Below are 12,277 nucleotides of genomic sequence, written 5' to 3'. Positions count from 1 at the left end.
GGTAAAAATTCCTCTACCGATACAGAAACCCCTAGGGACGGATACCAACGGATTTAGGCATCAATGGTGGTTCTCCCAGGCTGGCCTGATGACGCTTAAGTACGGTTAGGGCCCGGTTATACTGGGGGTCGGCGGCAGTTCCCACGAGGGAGGGGTCATTGCGGAGTTGGAGTTGCTGCTCCGAGGATAAATCCAGATAAATATCCGGACTGATGCCCTTCTGGTTGATATCCGTTCCACTGGGTGGGTAGTAGTGGGCAATGGTAACAGCGAGGCCAGAACCGTCGGACAGGGAGTGAACAGACTGAACCGTTCCCTTACCGTAGGTTTCGGTTCCGACAATGGTAGCCCGGCCATTTTCCTTCAGGGCCCCAGTCAGAATTTCGCTGGCACTGGCAGAACGCTGATTGACTAAGATTACTAGGGGTAGACTGGTCAGACGGGTGCCGTTAGCCGAAAAATGACGGTCACCCCCTTTGCGGTCGATGGTACTCACAATTTCTCCCCGGTCTAGCCAGAATCGAGCAATATCTACGCTGGCAAAGAGAAGCCCACCAGGATTGCCCCGCAGATCGAGAATATAACCCGTGATATTTTGGTTATTCAGGGCTTCAATGGCCGCTTTCATCTGTTCAGCAGCATGGGAACTAAATTCATCTAGCCGGATATAGCCGACCCGTAGGTTGCCGTCCTGTTTGACGCTGTAGGTGACGGCATCAAGCTCAATTTGCACCCGTTGCAGGGTTACGGTAAAGACTCCCTTGCCCTGGCGGGAGAGTTGTAGGTTCACTTCCGTGCCCACGTCTCCCTGGATGGCTTGGCTCGCTTGTTCCAAGTTCATTAGAGCTGTCGGTTTGCCATCAATGCGAATTAAACGGTCTCCAGGTAGGATACCCGCCTTGGCCGCCGGGGTGTTACGGAGGGCATCGGCAACGACTAGATCGCTACTACGTTTATCAATCACTAGTTGCAGGCCCACACCAGAAATTTCGCCAGAAGTTTGACTGGTAAGAGCCGAAAAATCTTCAGGGGCCATAAAACGGGTGTAGGGGTCGCCCAACTGCTTCAGGATTTTAGTGATAGTGCGATAGGCGTCTTTGCGGTCGGCGTAGGAGGCACTTAGCAGTTCCTGACGTTTGGCTAACCAGTCACTACGGTTGAAGTTTTTGCCGATAAATTCATTCTGAACGAGTTGCCAAACCTCATCGACTACAGCCTTGGGGCTATTGTCTAGCGGCACAATAGTGGCCAGATTAGTTTCACTAGGGACTGGTGGTGGCGGAACAGTAGGCAGATTAGCGCTAGCACTGAGGGTCTGGGCAGAGACACTAGAAACACCTAGGCTCAAACTAAAAGCAGTGAAAGCGGTCAAAAACCATTGGGGGAAAGGGGAGAAGACGGCGGGCTGGGTCATGGCAGGAAGGCAAACCAAGGGGTAGATTCGGCAGAGAGATGGCGGGAAGAACCGTATTTTCTCGGAAAGAAGATTTTTAGGGAGGACAGAAGGGCCATCAGTAAAATGCCTACTTTTTACTACTTTAATGCGGCCTTACAAAAATCGAGTAGGATTCGTTGGTGTCGTTGACCGAGGGGATAGGCCCCCTGGGCCTTAGGAGAATAAATGCAGCCCGTTTTGATCTCTGTCGGGGTGACCAAGGCCCAGTCCCAGCCTTCTAAGAGCGTTAAATCGTTTAAGGAACAGGTCAAGGGAGCCGCAAACACATGACGGATTGCTTGTTCGTCACTATAGCAATCGAAATACTGGGGGGCCACCAAGGAAAAGCGAATTTCTTCCCAAATTTCCCGTTTTACTGCTTCTAGGGGTGTTTCTCCGGTCTCTAAATGGCCGCCAAAGAGGCCCCAATGGCCAGGGTAAAGAATGGTAGGAATATTATCGCGGAGTTGCAATAGGTAGCGGTCTTCTTGGTAAAGAATCGCCAAGGCCACCTCCCGAGGAACATTATTTGAGGCGTTTATGGGGAAGGAATTGTTCATGGAGATTGAGCGTTGGCGTTGCAGGGGACTTTGAGGGCTGGGGGGGCGCTGGAATAGAAGCCGAAGGCGGCGGTGAAGGAGAGGTACTAGAAACCGCTGGGACAGGAGACGGGACGGGAGCAATGCTAGGAGAATTGATTGGCTGGGGAGAGGGGGACGGTAGAGGGCTTGGTTGTGGAGCCGTGGCACCACTATAGGTCACTTCCTGGAGATAAACTTCATCCCATTGGGTCTGATCCACTGTGACTACCTGGCGATTAACTTGGCCCGTCACCACTAAATTCTCGCCAGACTTGGGTAAGGGGCGGTCTGTTTTCACCCAGATACTCCCCGTCGCATCCTGGAGTTGGTAGGCCCCCCCCTGAAGAAAAGGAGCTAGCTTGGTTACTGTTCCCTGAATTTGGACGGTACGGGGTTCTGGCGTTTGTCTAATTTGTTCAATTTGAACCTGGCCTTGGGCCAAACCGAGGGGATTCCAAGAACTACAACTCAACACCAGGCCGGTCAAGAGGGCCGCCCCCAGACATTGCAGGCGGTGACTCGTGTGGAGCCGAGTGAATAGGTGTTTAATCATTCAGTACCTAACAATACCTAACAAAAGACTTGAAGAGGGCTAATCCTCTACGCTGGGCCGTTTCGATAGTAGCCCGTTCAGGAAGGCCTTGGACACCCCACCGGGAAAGAGATCAAGCAGGAACTTCGAGGCAACTCATGCTAGGATCTAGAGCTAATGTCGTCTGTTGATAAGAGAATTCAAGCAATGGAAACCCTATTATTATTCGCCAAATTACCAGAAGCCTATCAAATCTTTGACCCCCTTGTGGATGTGTTACCGATCATCCCTCTGTTCTTCTTAGCCCTCGCCTTTGTTTGGCAAGCCGCCGTTGGTTTTAAATAAGTGGCAAACTTGGCATTGCAATGGGGGAGTTGCATCTCTCTTTCTGAACGGGCATCCTTAGGGGTGCTTTTTTAATGCTCAGTTGGAGGCAGTTCTAGGGACGGCTTCTGGGTCCGGGGAACCGGCTTGCCGTAGTAGCCGTAATAGTAGGTATCTGGATCAGCCCGCTTCAAACAGGCTAAGGTCACTGTCAACCAGACATAACCCACCGCATAGCCTGCCATAATATCGCTGGCCCAATGGACTCGACAGTACATACTACTGAGGCCAATCAACCCGACCCAAACTGTAGCCCCAAGAAAGATATAGCGACGGTATTGGGGAAAATGGGTGGCGAGTAAGGTAGCGATGTAAAAGTAAAAGACTACGTTACCGGTGGCATGGCCACTGGGAAAACTGCGGCCATCCACTTCTACTAGGCTTTCCAAGGGACGACGACGGTTAAAAAGCGGTTTGAGGATCTGATCGACAATAATCAAAATGCCGAGGGTGCCCATTGCCAAATACTGGGCTTCAAGCCAACGACGCTTCCAGAGCAAGATACCAAGGCTCAGGGCCACTAGCACTGCGGTTAAGGCAATGCCGGTTCCTTTATAGGTCAAACGAAAAAAGGGGGCAAAGCTATCCGGAATGATTTGATGAAGCCATTTTAAAAAGGCAATATCGAAGGCTATTTCTCGATCACCGTGGAATTGGGGCCCTACCGTTGCGATTAGAACCACAATAGCTACACAAAGAATTAGAGGAAACTTACCCACTGCTTTACGCCAGGGGAGAGGTTGAGAGACAGGAGGCATAGGCTTAGGCCGGAGCACGATTAAAACCAACAAACAAGAGAATGACGACACCAAAGACGAGACGATACCAAACGAACACCCAAGTACTTCGTTTTTGCAAGAACTGAATTAACCAGGCAATGGCCAGATAGGAAAAGATCGTGGCGGAAATCACCCCAATCACCAAGGGGAAAAGAACTTCACTGGAAATTCCAGTTTTCAGCACGTCTCGTAATTCCACCAGCCCTGCGAGCACGATAGCTGGAATCCCTAGCAGAAAAGAAAAACGGGCGGCCGCGGCCCGTTCTAGATTAATAAACAGACCCGCTGTTAGGGTAGAGCCAGAGCGGGAGACCCCAGGAATTAGGGCTAACGATTGGGCCAAACCCATGACCAGGCCATCCTGCCAGCGTAATCGTTTGAAGGGACGACGATGGGAACCGACTTTTTCAGCCAGGGCCAATAATAAAGCCATGACAATCGAAGCCAACGCAATAGTGGTTAAACTCCGTAGGGGGGAGTTATCAAAATCCGGTACAAAAAGCTTCAGTAGTAGACCGTCAATGACAATGGGGAGAGTGCCGATACCAATGCCGAGGGCCAGCTTAAATTCGAGGGAATCGTATTGCTGAGTTTGGATTGCTTTCACCATACCCCGACTAATTTGGCTTAAATCGGCCCAGAAGTAACCGATAACCGCCACAATACTTCCCAACTGAATGACAGCGGTATAAGCTACACCAGGATCTCCCCAACCGAGAGCAATAGGAATGACCTTCAGGTGAGCGGTGCTACTGATGGGAAGAAATTCCGTTAGGCCCTGTACGACTCCTAAAATAATGGCCTGGAACCAATCTATCTGGGGAGAAAGGCCCGTAGAGACGGCGGGAGGCAAGGGTTGGGCGGCAACCCAGGCTTGGTGAAAAAAAAGTGTGATAGCCACGGTGAGGCCAACGGCACTCAAAAAATTAAGCTTACGAGAAGACATCAGGTAGAGGAAGTCCATCGGGAAGATCTCAAAGATCTTAGCTGATTCAGTTGCCGATTCCTCTATCCCTGGACAGTTATCCTAGGCTCATAGGGGTAGTAGAAAAACCTGGCGATATAGCTGTAGCAGTTGTGCTCCCCAGAGTAAACTGCCCAGACCCCCCAAGGCTAAAAAGGGGCCGAAGGGAAAACCTTGGCGCCACTTCAGCCAGCCACTGGCCATCCCCAGACCACCGGCCAGGGCCCCCGAAACACAGGCCAAAAAACTGGCGACCAGCAGGAGGGGCCAACCCAGCCAGGCCCCCAGCATCGCGGCAAGTTTTGGGTCGCCATCTCCCATCGCCTCCTGGTTGAGGCATAGCGTCCCCCCCAGACGAATGCCATCAAACAGCCATAAACCGACAAGGGCACCAAGGATTGCCTGCCAGAAGCCCTCTAAGCCTTGGCCCTGGAACCAGCCCCAACTAGTCTGAAAGACAATACCCAGCACGAGTCCCGACTTCGTTAATACACTGGGTAGGGTCATCGTATCCCAATCGATTAGCGTCAATACAATCAGGAAACTGGTTAAGAGCCAGTAGCCAGGGGTTTGCCAAGTCCAGCCAAAATACCCAAAAATCAGCATAAAAAGGCCTCCCGTCAGAGCTTCTACCAGAGGATAGCGGGGGGAAATTGCCGTCCGACACCAACGACACTGTCCTCGAAGCCAGAGCCACCCCAGGACAGGGACATTTTCGGTTTTACCTAAGCGATGGAGGCAACGGGGACAACGGGAGGGGGGATAGAGTAGGGAAAGACCGGCTGGTAAACGATAAACCACTACGTTTAAAAAACTGCCAATGGCACAACCCAAGGCAAGCACCAAGGCAAAGGCAACGTAGTCTAGTAATGATGCCATAACCGATGGGAGGAGGTTGGTTTACTCCTCGTCGTCGGTAGCCCCGACCTGTTTCAGATGAATATGTTTACGTCCCAGCGTAATTTCAAATTCATCCCCCGGTACCAGATTCATCTTTTTAGTGTAAGCAGAACCAATTAACAAATTGCCGTTGGATTGGACACTAATGCGGTAACTGGCTGAGCGGCCGCCCCGGCCCTGACCGCCCAGAGTGCTATCTAATTCAATGCCCTCAGCATCAATTAAGGCATTGAGAAATTTCATCATATTGACCCGAGGAACTCCCCTTTTTGTGATGGTGATATAGCCACAGGCCTTAGCTTTTTCTTCTTTGCTTAAGGTGCCTAGTTCTCTGACTTTTTCCAGTAACTCAAAGCCAGTCAGGGGTTTAGTCACAGTGATTGTTTTAGCCATTAATATTGCCGTTGAGTAATTTTAGTTTGCTAGATTGCTAGGATAGAGAGGTCATCGGAACACCACTCAAAAAGCTTATGATCTTCCTTGGTTTCTCTACTTTTCTATCTTACACGGCGTCAGCAATAATGATTGCGTCATCCCTAAAATTTTAAAACAAAGTCTGTGGTCTGTCTTCCTAACTTCTACTTCGCTGGAGATAATGCTGACCAGGGCCTGCCGGAAATTAAAAGCATGAAATTAACTACAAAAAGTCACTATAGTGTCAAGGCGCTACTGGATCTGAGTCTACAGCCCAACTATGGGCCGACCTCCGTCAAAGCCATTGCCGAGCGCCAAGATTTACCCGCCCCTTATTTGGAAAAGTTACTGATAGAAATGCGGCGGGCTGGTTTAGTCCAGGCCCTACGGGGAGTTCAAGGGGGTTACCAGCTTGCCTACCCTCCCCAGCAGATTTCCGTGGGACAGATTCTAGAGGCCGTTGGCGAAACGATAGAGCCGTTTCCCCAGACCCCTGCCCATGAAAGTCAGGCAGAAGATTGGGTGACCCATAGCCTTTGGCAACAGCTTCACCTTAAATTCATGAAAGCGCTCTACACAATTACTCTGGCCGATTTATATTATGATGCCCGCAGCTGGCAAGCGGCCCAGGGAGAGAAAGCTAACTTCATCATTTAGGGAAAATCTATGAATAATTGCCAGACCCAGAGCCATACCTACTTCGGAGGCTGTCATTGTGGAGCAGTGCGTTTTCAAGTCACCATTTCAGAGCATCGGGCCATCCGTTGCAATTGCTCGATTTGTCGTAAAAAAGGATTTTTACATCTGATTGTGGCGCCGGCCCAATTTACCCTCCTCCAAGGTCAGGATGCCCTGACGACCTATACCTTCAATACCCACACGGCTCAGCACCGTTTCTGCCGTTTCTGTGGTATTCATGCCTTTTATTCGCCCCGTTCTCATCCTGACAAAATTGATGTGAATGTTCATTGTCTAGATGGGCCCCTAGAAGACCAGTTTGAAATTGAAGACTTTGATGGCGAAAACTGGGAAGACAATATCTCCTCCCTCCGGGAAAAAAGACCTAGGCTATGATTCCCGCCCATTGGTCTTCCCTCGGGGTATTAGTGGCGGCGGCGGGCCTGGACTATTGGTTGGCAGATCCTCAAGCCTGGCTCCATCCCGTTCAGGTGATTGGTTGGGGTATCCAGGGCCTCAGTCAATTATTTCTACGCTGGTTTCGACGTCCTAGCCCAAGACGTTTAGCGGGTATTGTCCTTGCCGTCACTATAATTGGTGGCACCGGCGGCCTCGCGTGGATAGCCCTATGGGGCCTTGATCAATTCTCCCCTGCCCTAGCTTTACTACTACAAATCATCGGCTTGGCTAGTTGTTTTGCCGGGCGTAGTTTGGCCCTGGCGGCTGAAGACGTCCTCTCGGCCCTGGCGTTAGGCAATCTAGAACTGGCACGTCAACGACTGAGCTATTTCGTCGGCCGGGACACTGAGCACCTGACAGAAACAGAAATTTTACGGGCCACCTTAGAAAGCATTGCCGAGAATACCGTTGATGGCGCAACCGCCCCACTGTTCTATGCCATCCTTGGCGCTGGTTTACCCGGCGTTGGCCCTCTGCCTCTTACCCTGGCCTACAAGGCCGCCAGCACGTTAGATTCGATGGTGGGTTATCGTCGGGAACCCTACACCGATTTGGGCTGGTGTAGTGCTCGTCTTGAAGATTATTTAACCTGGTTCCCCTGTCGCTTAACGGTTCTGACGCTGGCCCTCTGGTCCGGCCGGCCCCGTCAAGTTCTGGCCCTGTGTTGCCGGGATGCCCCTCAGGATCCTAGCCCCAACTCCGGCTGGAGTGAATGTGTCTATGCCGCTATTCTCAACATCCAACTAGGGGGAGTGAACACCTATCAAGGTATCCCTAAAGAAAAACCCCTACTGGGAGATCCAGTAAATCTCCCTAGTGCGGAAAAAGTCCGCCAGGCCTTGTACCTGAGTCGGACTTGCTTGTTACTATGGTTGAGTTTCGCTACGCTAGCGCGACTACTCTTAGCCTATTGAGATAGGATGTCCAAGGCGACGGGAGCAACGCCACTGCTATGGACTCCGATGAGGCGAGCGGCCTGGGTCGAAAGGTCAATTACCCGGCCTTGGGAAAAAGGGCCCCGGTCATTAATCCGGACAACTACTGATTGGCCATTGCGAAGGTTGGTAACCCGTACTCGAGTTCCAAAGGGGAGGCTACGATGGGCGGCTGTGAGGTCATTTTGATTGAAGCGTTCACCGTTGGCCGTCCGACGACCATGGAAACCGGGTCCATACCAAGAGGCTACCCCGCTTTTAAGGCGACGGATTGAGCTACCCGCCTGGCCCACCAGCGTCTGGGGTTGCGTTGGGGCGATTTGGGCCAAGGGAGGAGCATCCCCCAAGAGACGACGCAAGCGATTAGCCATTTGTAGGGCATTCTGGCCAAGGTTACGGGTTTGGCCCGGTAGGAAGGTCTGACCATCGAGGGTGACCAAAACCTGTTGCTGATAGCTGATTTGATAGTTGGTTTTGCCAGGGCCACGGCGGACTTGAATTGCCTGGGCATCAAAATCGGGCTGTTGAGCGAGTTGCTCTAGTTGCTTGGCTACGGCCTGGGCACGTCCCATGGCGCTATCGGTTGTTACGAGGGGTTGGCCAGCGCTAAAGGCGGTTAATTCGGCCGTTGACCCCAGGAAGGTGATCACGGGAATATCCCGTAGACGTAGAATGACGGCAAATCTGCCATCAGCCTGAGCAAAGGAAGCTAAACTTGTGAGGTTCTTTTCAGACGCACGGGGGTCTAGAACTTTAGCGGGTGCCGGATCCGCTGTTGTAATGGTCGGCGAGGTAGTGGCGGCTTCTAGACTAGAAGCCCAAAGAGCCTGTTGGCTGTTACCGAGAAGCAGGGGGGTACTCAGCGCGGTTAAAACGGAGAGGGTTAACCCCTTAACAAAAAATTTCTTCATAAGCATTTGTGTTAGTTGGTGTAGGGAATTCAAACCAAGAAAACAGGGTTAGAACAAAGGGGTAACAACGCCAGACCCAGGGCCTAGCATCGGAATTCACTACAGAGAACGGTTCACAAAGAAGTTGTTAACAACCAAAGTGCGATTTACGAACTGTCACAGACTAACATGCTGATCTGAGTAGAAATCCTGTGACTTCTTATTTATCAATCATCAATAGATAAGATTTTCAAAATTGTCTTGACATCAACCCTTGCTTTGAAAGAAGATGAGAAGTTTTTAAATATTTGCTGTATTCGGCTAGAGGGTTCTAAGCCCATATTGGGGCCAATGAGGGAGAGCGATCCTGATGGAATGACCTTTTTTCCCGCTTAGGCGTAACCCCCTCTTTCCAAGAGAACTGTGCGGATCTCCGTAATTCTACGATAAGAAGATGTATTTTGAGGCCTGCGTGTTTGAATGGATTTCCTGGAAGTTTAATCAAATTTTGCTAAAAACATTAAAAAAAATAATCAGAATAGGCCTATTAACAGGGTCGGTTCATCCCCATTACCCTCGCTTAATATTAGAATTTCTAATCAAAGTGCTCACTTCAGATTATCAGAAGGGAGGAATTGGCGTTGATCAACCGACTAAAAGGCCACGTCATTCAATCGATTTTGTAACATTTGTGGAAATTGAGCGTAGTAACGTTGGTTCAGAGGCGAAGGATGCGGCAGGGGCATCAGGCTGACGAGGCGTTGGTGAAGGAGGCCCTGTTCATCTTGGGCAGTCAGCGTAACATTTAAATGACTTGAAAACCGGTCTTCTCGACTGAAGAAGTCATTGACCTCCCCTTTACGTCCGTAGGGAGTGAACCATTTGAAGGCCTCAGTACCGAGGGTAATAATCTGTTTTCCCCGCCAATGGATCACCAGCAACTGTTCAATAAAGGGACGAAAACGTTCCTTGACCTCCGGGGCGTAGGCCTTATTTCCCGGTGGCTTGTAGGGAACGGTATTGGTCAGCAACAAGCGGTCACAGACACTATTTAATTCAGCACGATTCTTGGCCTTGCGGCCGTACCAAGCCTGAAAAAAGCCTTCTCGCACCAAGGTACCAGCGGCACCAATCAACGGCTGGCCAGCGTGAACTTCATCACGTCCTAGGTCCCGCCCAAAAAAACAAAGCTGACTTTTCAGATTACCAGCGTAGAGAATGGGCGTCAGCGCATCCTTACGAGCCGATTGATATACCGGCAGGTCTAGGGGGAATTCTTGGCGTTCCGCTTCTTGACGAATTTGATGTAGCAGGCCAGCAAGATCGGACATGAAAAGTTAAGAGGGGAAAGGCGATCCGTAGCTTAGCATACACCCCCGGTACTATCTCCACGGGGCCTAGGGACGGGGCGGAGAGGTGGCCCCTTGCACCTGTTCAATCAGATGACGCACCACTGAGGTTCCCGTCGAAGGCTCAAAGGAGAGGGGAAATTTCCCCCGGCTTAGCATCCGTAGGCCGAGGGGCAAAATACTAGCAATTCCCCGTAGATCCCGGAAGTAATTGCCCACCACCTGAAGACCGAATTTCCGTTCATCCACCCAGCCCCCTGCTTTGACCAAATCGACGAGTACTTTACGGTGCCGAACCGGACGACTGGCCTGGGCTGTTTGGCGTTGGAGAATTTGTTGCTTAATCTGACCAATTTGATCCATGGGGGCGACGGCCATGGGACAAACCGTATTACACCAATAACAGCGAGTACAGCCCCAGACGCCTTCCGTTCCCTGACTGTAGTCTGCAAGACGATGTTCTCGCTGGCTATCCCGACTATCCCCCAGCAGACGTTGGGCCTTAGCCAGGGCATGGGGGCCAACAAAATGAGGATTAGCGGTTTTACCATTACAGTCGGAATAACAGGCCCCGCAGAGAATGCAGTTGCCCGTCTGATTCAACTGGTCACGCTCCTGAGGACTTTGCAAAAATTCTCGTTCGGACAGGGCCGATGCGGTCGGCTGGACGTAGGGAGTAATGCGGTTCAAGTCCTCCCAAAACGGCTGCATATTGACCACTAGATCCGTGATAACGGGTAAGTTACCGAGGGGGGCCAGAGTAATCGTTGGGACGGCCTGGCTGGGATCGACCAACCCATTCGTCAATTCTTGACCGACACTTTCCTTACAGGCCAGGGCCGCCCTGCCATTGATACGGATACTACAGCTTCCACAGATCGTATTACGGCAATTTTTGCGAAAGGCCAGACTGCCATCTTGCTCCCATTTCAAACGATTGAGGCAATCTAAAATCGTGGCCCCCGGCTCCACTTCTAGAGAGTAGGTTTGCCAGCGGGGGGCATCGCCAGTGGTCTGACGTAGCACCTGAAATTGAACTTGCATAGCCGTTGGGGGACGTCCCTGGAGAAAAGGGAAGCAGGAACACCTCTACCAGTCTAAAACGACCCTTCTCAGGAACTCCAAAAATTTAAGAAACTTGTCAACTGGCCCCTGGTGTTTTTTGTTTTAGCTCCCTTGCAGAGGGGAGAGAAGCCCAATCTTTTAGGCTTCCCAGGGTTCATGCTAGTCGTCTCGGAGGGATTCTTTTGTAGCGCCAACAATCTTGGCCCTGTTCGCTCCTCCAATATGACAAATTCCCGATAAAGCAGAGACGGAAATGTCAGGGAAACCGATAGACTTAGACCCCTTTGCTACCTACAATGACATCGGCTTCAACAACTTAAAAATTCCTATTGTTTTGATTTCAGATAGGATTTGGTGCTATATTTTGAATATGATCAATTCTCCCTAAGATTAAAGATCGCTCCCCAACAATTAAGGATTTTTTTTGCCTTATGCCTGAAACAGCTATCCCTTTAAGCGGCAAAGCACTCTTACAAAAAGTCAGAGAGTGTGCGCAAATGCCCCGCCGTGAAACAGCGAAAGCTTGCGGCTACTACTCTAAGACGAAAGACGGTCAAATCCGTGTCAATTTGACTGACTTCTACGATGCAGTCCTTGCTGCAAGAGGTGTTCCCCTAGAACCAGGGGGAGTCAAAGATGGTCGAGGACGTGAGCCGACCTTTCGTGTCAGTGTCCATAAAAATGGACAAATAGTCATCGGCTCCACCTACACTGAGCAAATGGGCTTGAAATCAGGTGATGAGTTTGAAATTAAGCTGGGCTACAAACATATTCATTTGAAGCAAGTGGACAGCAACGGTGAGATCAGCATAGAAGAAGAGTAGTGCGGTAATTCAATCTTTTCTATGTCTTGGCTTGAATTGGGAGATGCTTAAAGTTAAAGTATCTCCCTCTTTCTATTAATAGCCCCAG

Annotated in this window: 15 protein-coding genes; 5 read left to right on the top strand and 10 right to left on the bottom strand. The window is 50.7% G+C overall.

Translation table 11 applies throughout. The annotated features are described in order from the left end of the window. Positions 1–31 precede the first annotated feature (31 nt). The 3 genes from ctpB to ABXS88_RS02035 all read right to left on the bottom strand — a co-directional run bounded on the left by ctpB (position 32) and on the right by ABXS88_RS02035 (position 2,569). Positions 32–1,414, bottom strand: a complete 1,383-nt coding sequence (gene ctpB / locus ABXS88_RS02045; protein ID WP_353673531.1) for a carboxyl-terminal processing protease CtpB — start codon at positions 1,412–1,414, stop codon at positions 32–34. Between the two features lie 119 nt (positions 1,415–1,533). Next, complete coding sequence (locus ABXS88_RS02040; RefSeq protein ID WP_353673530.1) at positions 1,534–1,995, bottom strand: NUDIX hydrolase; 462 nt, start codon at positions 1,993–1,995, stop codon at positions 1,534–1,536. Then, positions 1,961–2,569 (bottom strand): hypothetical protein, encoded by a 609-nt coding sequence (locus tag ABXS88_RS02035; protein ID WP_353673529.1) that lies wholly within the window; start codon positions 2,567–2,569, stop codon positions 1,961–1,963. Before ABXS88_RS02035 ends, ABXS88_RS02040 begins: the two co-directional genes overlap by 35 nt. A gap of 186 nt (positions 2,570–2,755) precedes the next feature. Between ABXS88_RS02035 and ABXS88_RS02030 the strand changes: the two genes are divergently transcribed. After that, on the top strand, positions 2,756–2,893 hold the full coding sequence (locus ABXS88_RS02030) for a photosystem II reaction center protein K (protein ID WP_353673528.1): 138 nt from the start codon (positions 2,756–2,758) through the stop codon (positions 2,891–2,893). A gap of 71 nt (positions 2,894–2,964) precedes the next feature. Here the strand turns inward: ABXS88_RS02030 and ABXS88_RS02025 are convergent, their stop codons facing one another. The 4 genes from ABXS88_RS02025 to ABXS88_RS02010 form a co-directional block, all read right to left on the bottom strand. After that, positions 2,965–3,690: a phosphatase PAP2 family protein gene (locus tag ABXS88_RS02025; protein ID WP_353673527.1), complete on the bottom strand. Its 726-nt coding sequence runs from the start codon at positions 3,688–3,690 to the stop codon at positions 2,965–2,967. A gap of 4 nt (positions 3,691–3,694) precedes the next feature. Continuing rightward, on the bottom strand, positions 3,695–4,657 hold the full coding sequence (locus ABXS88_RS02020) for an undecaprenyl-diphosphate phosphatase (protein WP_353674760.1): 963 nt from the start codon (positions 4,655–4,657) through the stop codon (positions 3,695–3,697). 87 nt (positions 4,658–4,744) lie between these two features. After that, positions 4,745–5,554: a prepilin peptidase gene (locus ABXS88_RS02015; protein ID WP_353673526.1), complete on the bottom strand. Its 810-nt coding sequence runs from the start codon at positions 5,552–5,554 to the stop codon at positions 4,745–4,747. Between the two features lie 21 nt (positions 5,555–5,575). After that, positions 5,576–5,968, bottom strand: a complete 393-nt coding sequence (locus ABXS88_RS02010; protein ID WP_353673525.1) for an AbrB family transcriptional regulator — start codon at positions 5,966–5,968, stop codon at positions 5,576–5,578. A 234-nt stretch (positions 5,969–6,202) separates the two neighbouring features. On the opposite strand from ABXS88_RS02010, the gene ABXS88_RS02005 reads away from it, so the two are divergent. Genes ABXS88_RS02005 through cbiB form a run of 3 tightly spaced genes read left to right on the top strand, consistent with a single transcriptional unit; the run spans position 6,203 to position 8,040 of the window. Beyond that, positions 6,203–6,646: an RrF2 family transcriptional regulator gene (locus ABXS88_RS02005; protein ID WP_353674759.1), complete on the top strand. Its 444-nt coding sequence runs from the start codon at positions 6,203–6,205 to the stop codon at positions 6,644–6,646. 9 nt (positions 6,647–6,655) lie between these two features. Next, on the top strand, positions 6,656–7,063 hold the full coding sequence (locus ABXS88_RS02000) for a GFA family protein (RefSeq protein ID WP_353673524.1): 408 nt from the start codon (positions 6,656–6,658) through the stop codon (positions 7,061–7,063). Continuing rightward, entirely contained in the window at positions 7,060–8,040 is a 981-nt protein-coding gene (cbiB, locus tag ABXS88_RS01995; RefSeq protein WP_353673523.1) for an adenosylcobinamide-phosphate synthase CbiB, read from the top strand. The genes ABXS88_RS02000 and cbiB overlap by 4 nt, the downstream gene beginning before the upstream one ends. Here cbiB and ABXS88_RS01990 read toward each other — a convergent pair. The 3 genes from ABXS88_RS01990 to ABXS88_RS01980 form a co-directional block, all read right to left on the bottom strand. Further along, entirely contained in the window at positions 8,034–8,972 is a 939-nt protein-coding gene (locus ABXS88_RS01990; RefSeq protein ID WP_353673522.1) for a septal ring lytic transglycosylase RlpA family protein, read from the bottom strand. The two genes, cbiB and ABXS88_RS01990, sit on opposite strands and share 7 nt — an antisense overlap. Positions 8,973–9,604: 632 nt before the next feature. Next, positions 9,605–10,282, bottom strand: a complete 678-nt coding sequence (locus ABXS88_RS01985; protein WP_353673521.1) for a uracil-DNA glycosylase family protein — start codon at positions 10,280–10,282, stop codon at positions 9,605–9,607. Between the two features lie 66 nt (positions 10,283–10,348). Continuing rightward, positions 10,349–11,344 carry a succinate dehydrogenase/fumarate reductase iron-sulfur subunit gene (locus ABXS88_RS01980; protein WP_353673520.1) on the bottom strand — a complete coding sequence of 332 codons (996 nt, stop codon included), beginning with the start codon at positions 11,342–11,344 and terminating at the stop codon, positions 10,349–10,351. 452 nt (positions 11,345–11,796) lie between these two features. On the opposite strand from ABXS88_RS01980, the gene ABXS88_RS01975 reads away from it, so the two are divergent. Then, complete coding sequence (locus ABXS88_RS01975) at positions 11,797–12,189, top strand: AbrB family transcriptional regulator (protein WP_353673519.1); 393 nt, start codon at positions 11,797–11,799, stop codon at positions 12,187–12,189. The last annotated feature ends 88 nt before the right edge of the window (positions 12,190–12,277 follow it).

Source organism: Synechocystis sp. LKSZ1, assembly GCF_040436315.1.
In the GTDB taxonomy this organism is placed as follows: Bacteria; Cyanobacteriota; Cyanobacteriia; order Cyanobacteriales; family Microcystaceae; genus Synechocystis.
This window is presented reverse-complemented; position numbering and strand designations above follow the sequence as displayed.

What these genes read in the sequence shown, in the direction of transcription:
- ABXS88_RS02020 (WP_353674760.1), bottom strand. Translation starts at nt 4,657, where the DNA reads ATGTCTTCTCGTAAGCTTAATTTTTTGAGTGCCGTTGGCCTCACCGTG.
- ABXS88_RS02025 (WP_353673527.1), bottom strand. Translation starts at nt 3,690, where the DNA reads ATGCCTCCTGTCTCTCAACCTCTCCCCTGGCGTAAAGCAGTGGGTAAG.
- ABXS88_RS02000 (WP_353673524.1), top strand. Translation starts at nt 6,656, where the DNA reads ATGAATAATTGCCAGACCCAGAGCCATACCTACTTCGGAGGCTGTCAT.
- ABXS88_RS02005 (WP_353674759.1), top strand. Translation starts at nt 6,203, where the DNA reads ATGAAATTAACTACAAAAAGTCACTATAGTGTCAAGGCGCTACTGGAT.
- ABXS88_RS01980 (WP_353673520.1), bottom strand. Translation starts at nt 11,344, where the DNA reads ATGCAAGTTCAATTTCAGGTGCTACGTCAGACCACTGGCGATGCCCCC.
- ABXS88_RS02015 (WP_353673526.1), bottom strand. Translation starts at nt 5,554, where the DNA reads ATGGCATCATTACTAGACTACGTTGCCTTTGCCTTGGTGCTTGCCTTG.
- ABXS88_RS02030 (WP_353673528.1), top strand. Translation starts at nt 2,756, where the DNA reads ATGGAAACCCTATTATTATTCGCCAAATTACCAGAAGCCTATCAAATC.
- ctpB (WP_353673531.1), bottom strand. Translation starts at nt 1,414, where the DNA reads ATGACCCAGCCCGCCGTCTTCTCCCCTTTCCCCCAATGGTTTTTGACC.
- ABXS88_RS01985 (WP_353673521.1), bottom strand. Translation starts at nt 10,282, where the DNA reads ATGTCCGATCTTGCTGGCCTGCTACATCAAATTCGTCAAGAAGCGGAA.
- ABXS88_RS02010 (WP_353673525.1), bottom strand. Translation starts at nt 5,968, where the DNA reads ATGGCTAAAACAATCACTGTGACTAAACCCCTGACTGGCTTTGAGTTA.
- ABXS88_RS01975 (WP_353673519.1), top strand. Translation starts at nt 11,797, where the DNA reads ATGCCTGAAACAGCTATCCCTTTAAGCGGCAAAGCACTCTTACAAAAA.
- ABXS88_RS02040 (WP_353673530.1), bottom strand. Translation starts at nt 1,995, where the DNA reads ATGAACAATTCCTTCCCCATAAACGCCTCAAATAATGTTCCTCGGGAG.
- cbiB (WP_353673523.1), top strand. Translation starts at nt 7,060, where the DNA reads ATGATTCCCGCCCATTGGTCTTCCCTCGGGGTATTAGTGGCGGCGGCG.
- ABXS88_RS02035 (WP_353673529.1), bottom strand. Translation starts at nt 2,569, where the DNA reads ATGATTAAACACCTATTCACTCGGCTCCACACGAGTCACCGCCTGCAA.
- ABXS88_RS01990 (WP_353673522.1), bottom strand. Translation starts at nt 8,972, where the DNA reads ATGAAGAAATTTTTTGTTAAGGGGTTAACCCTCTCCGTTTTAACCGCG.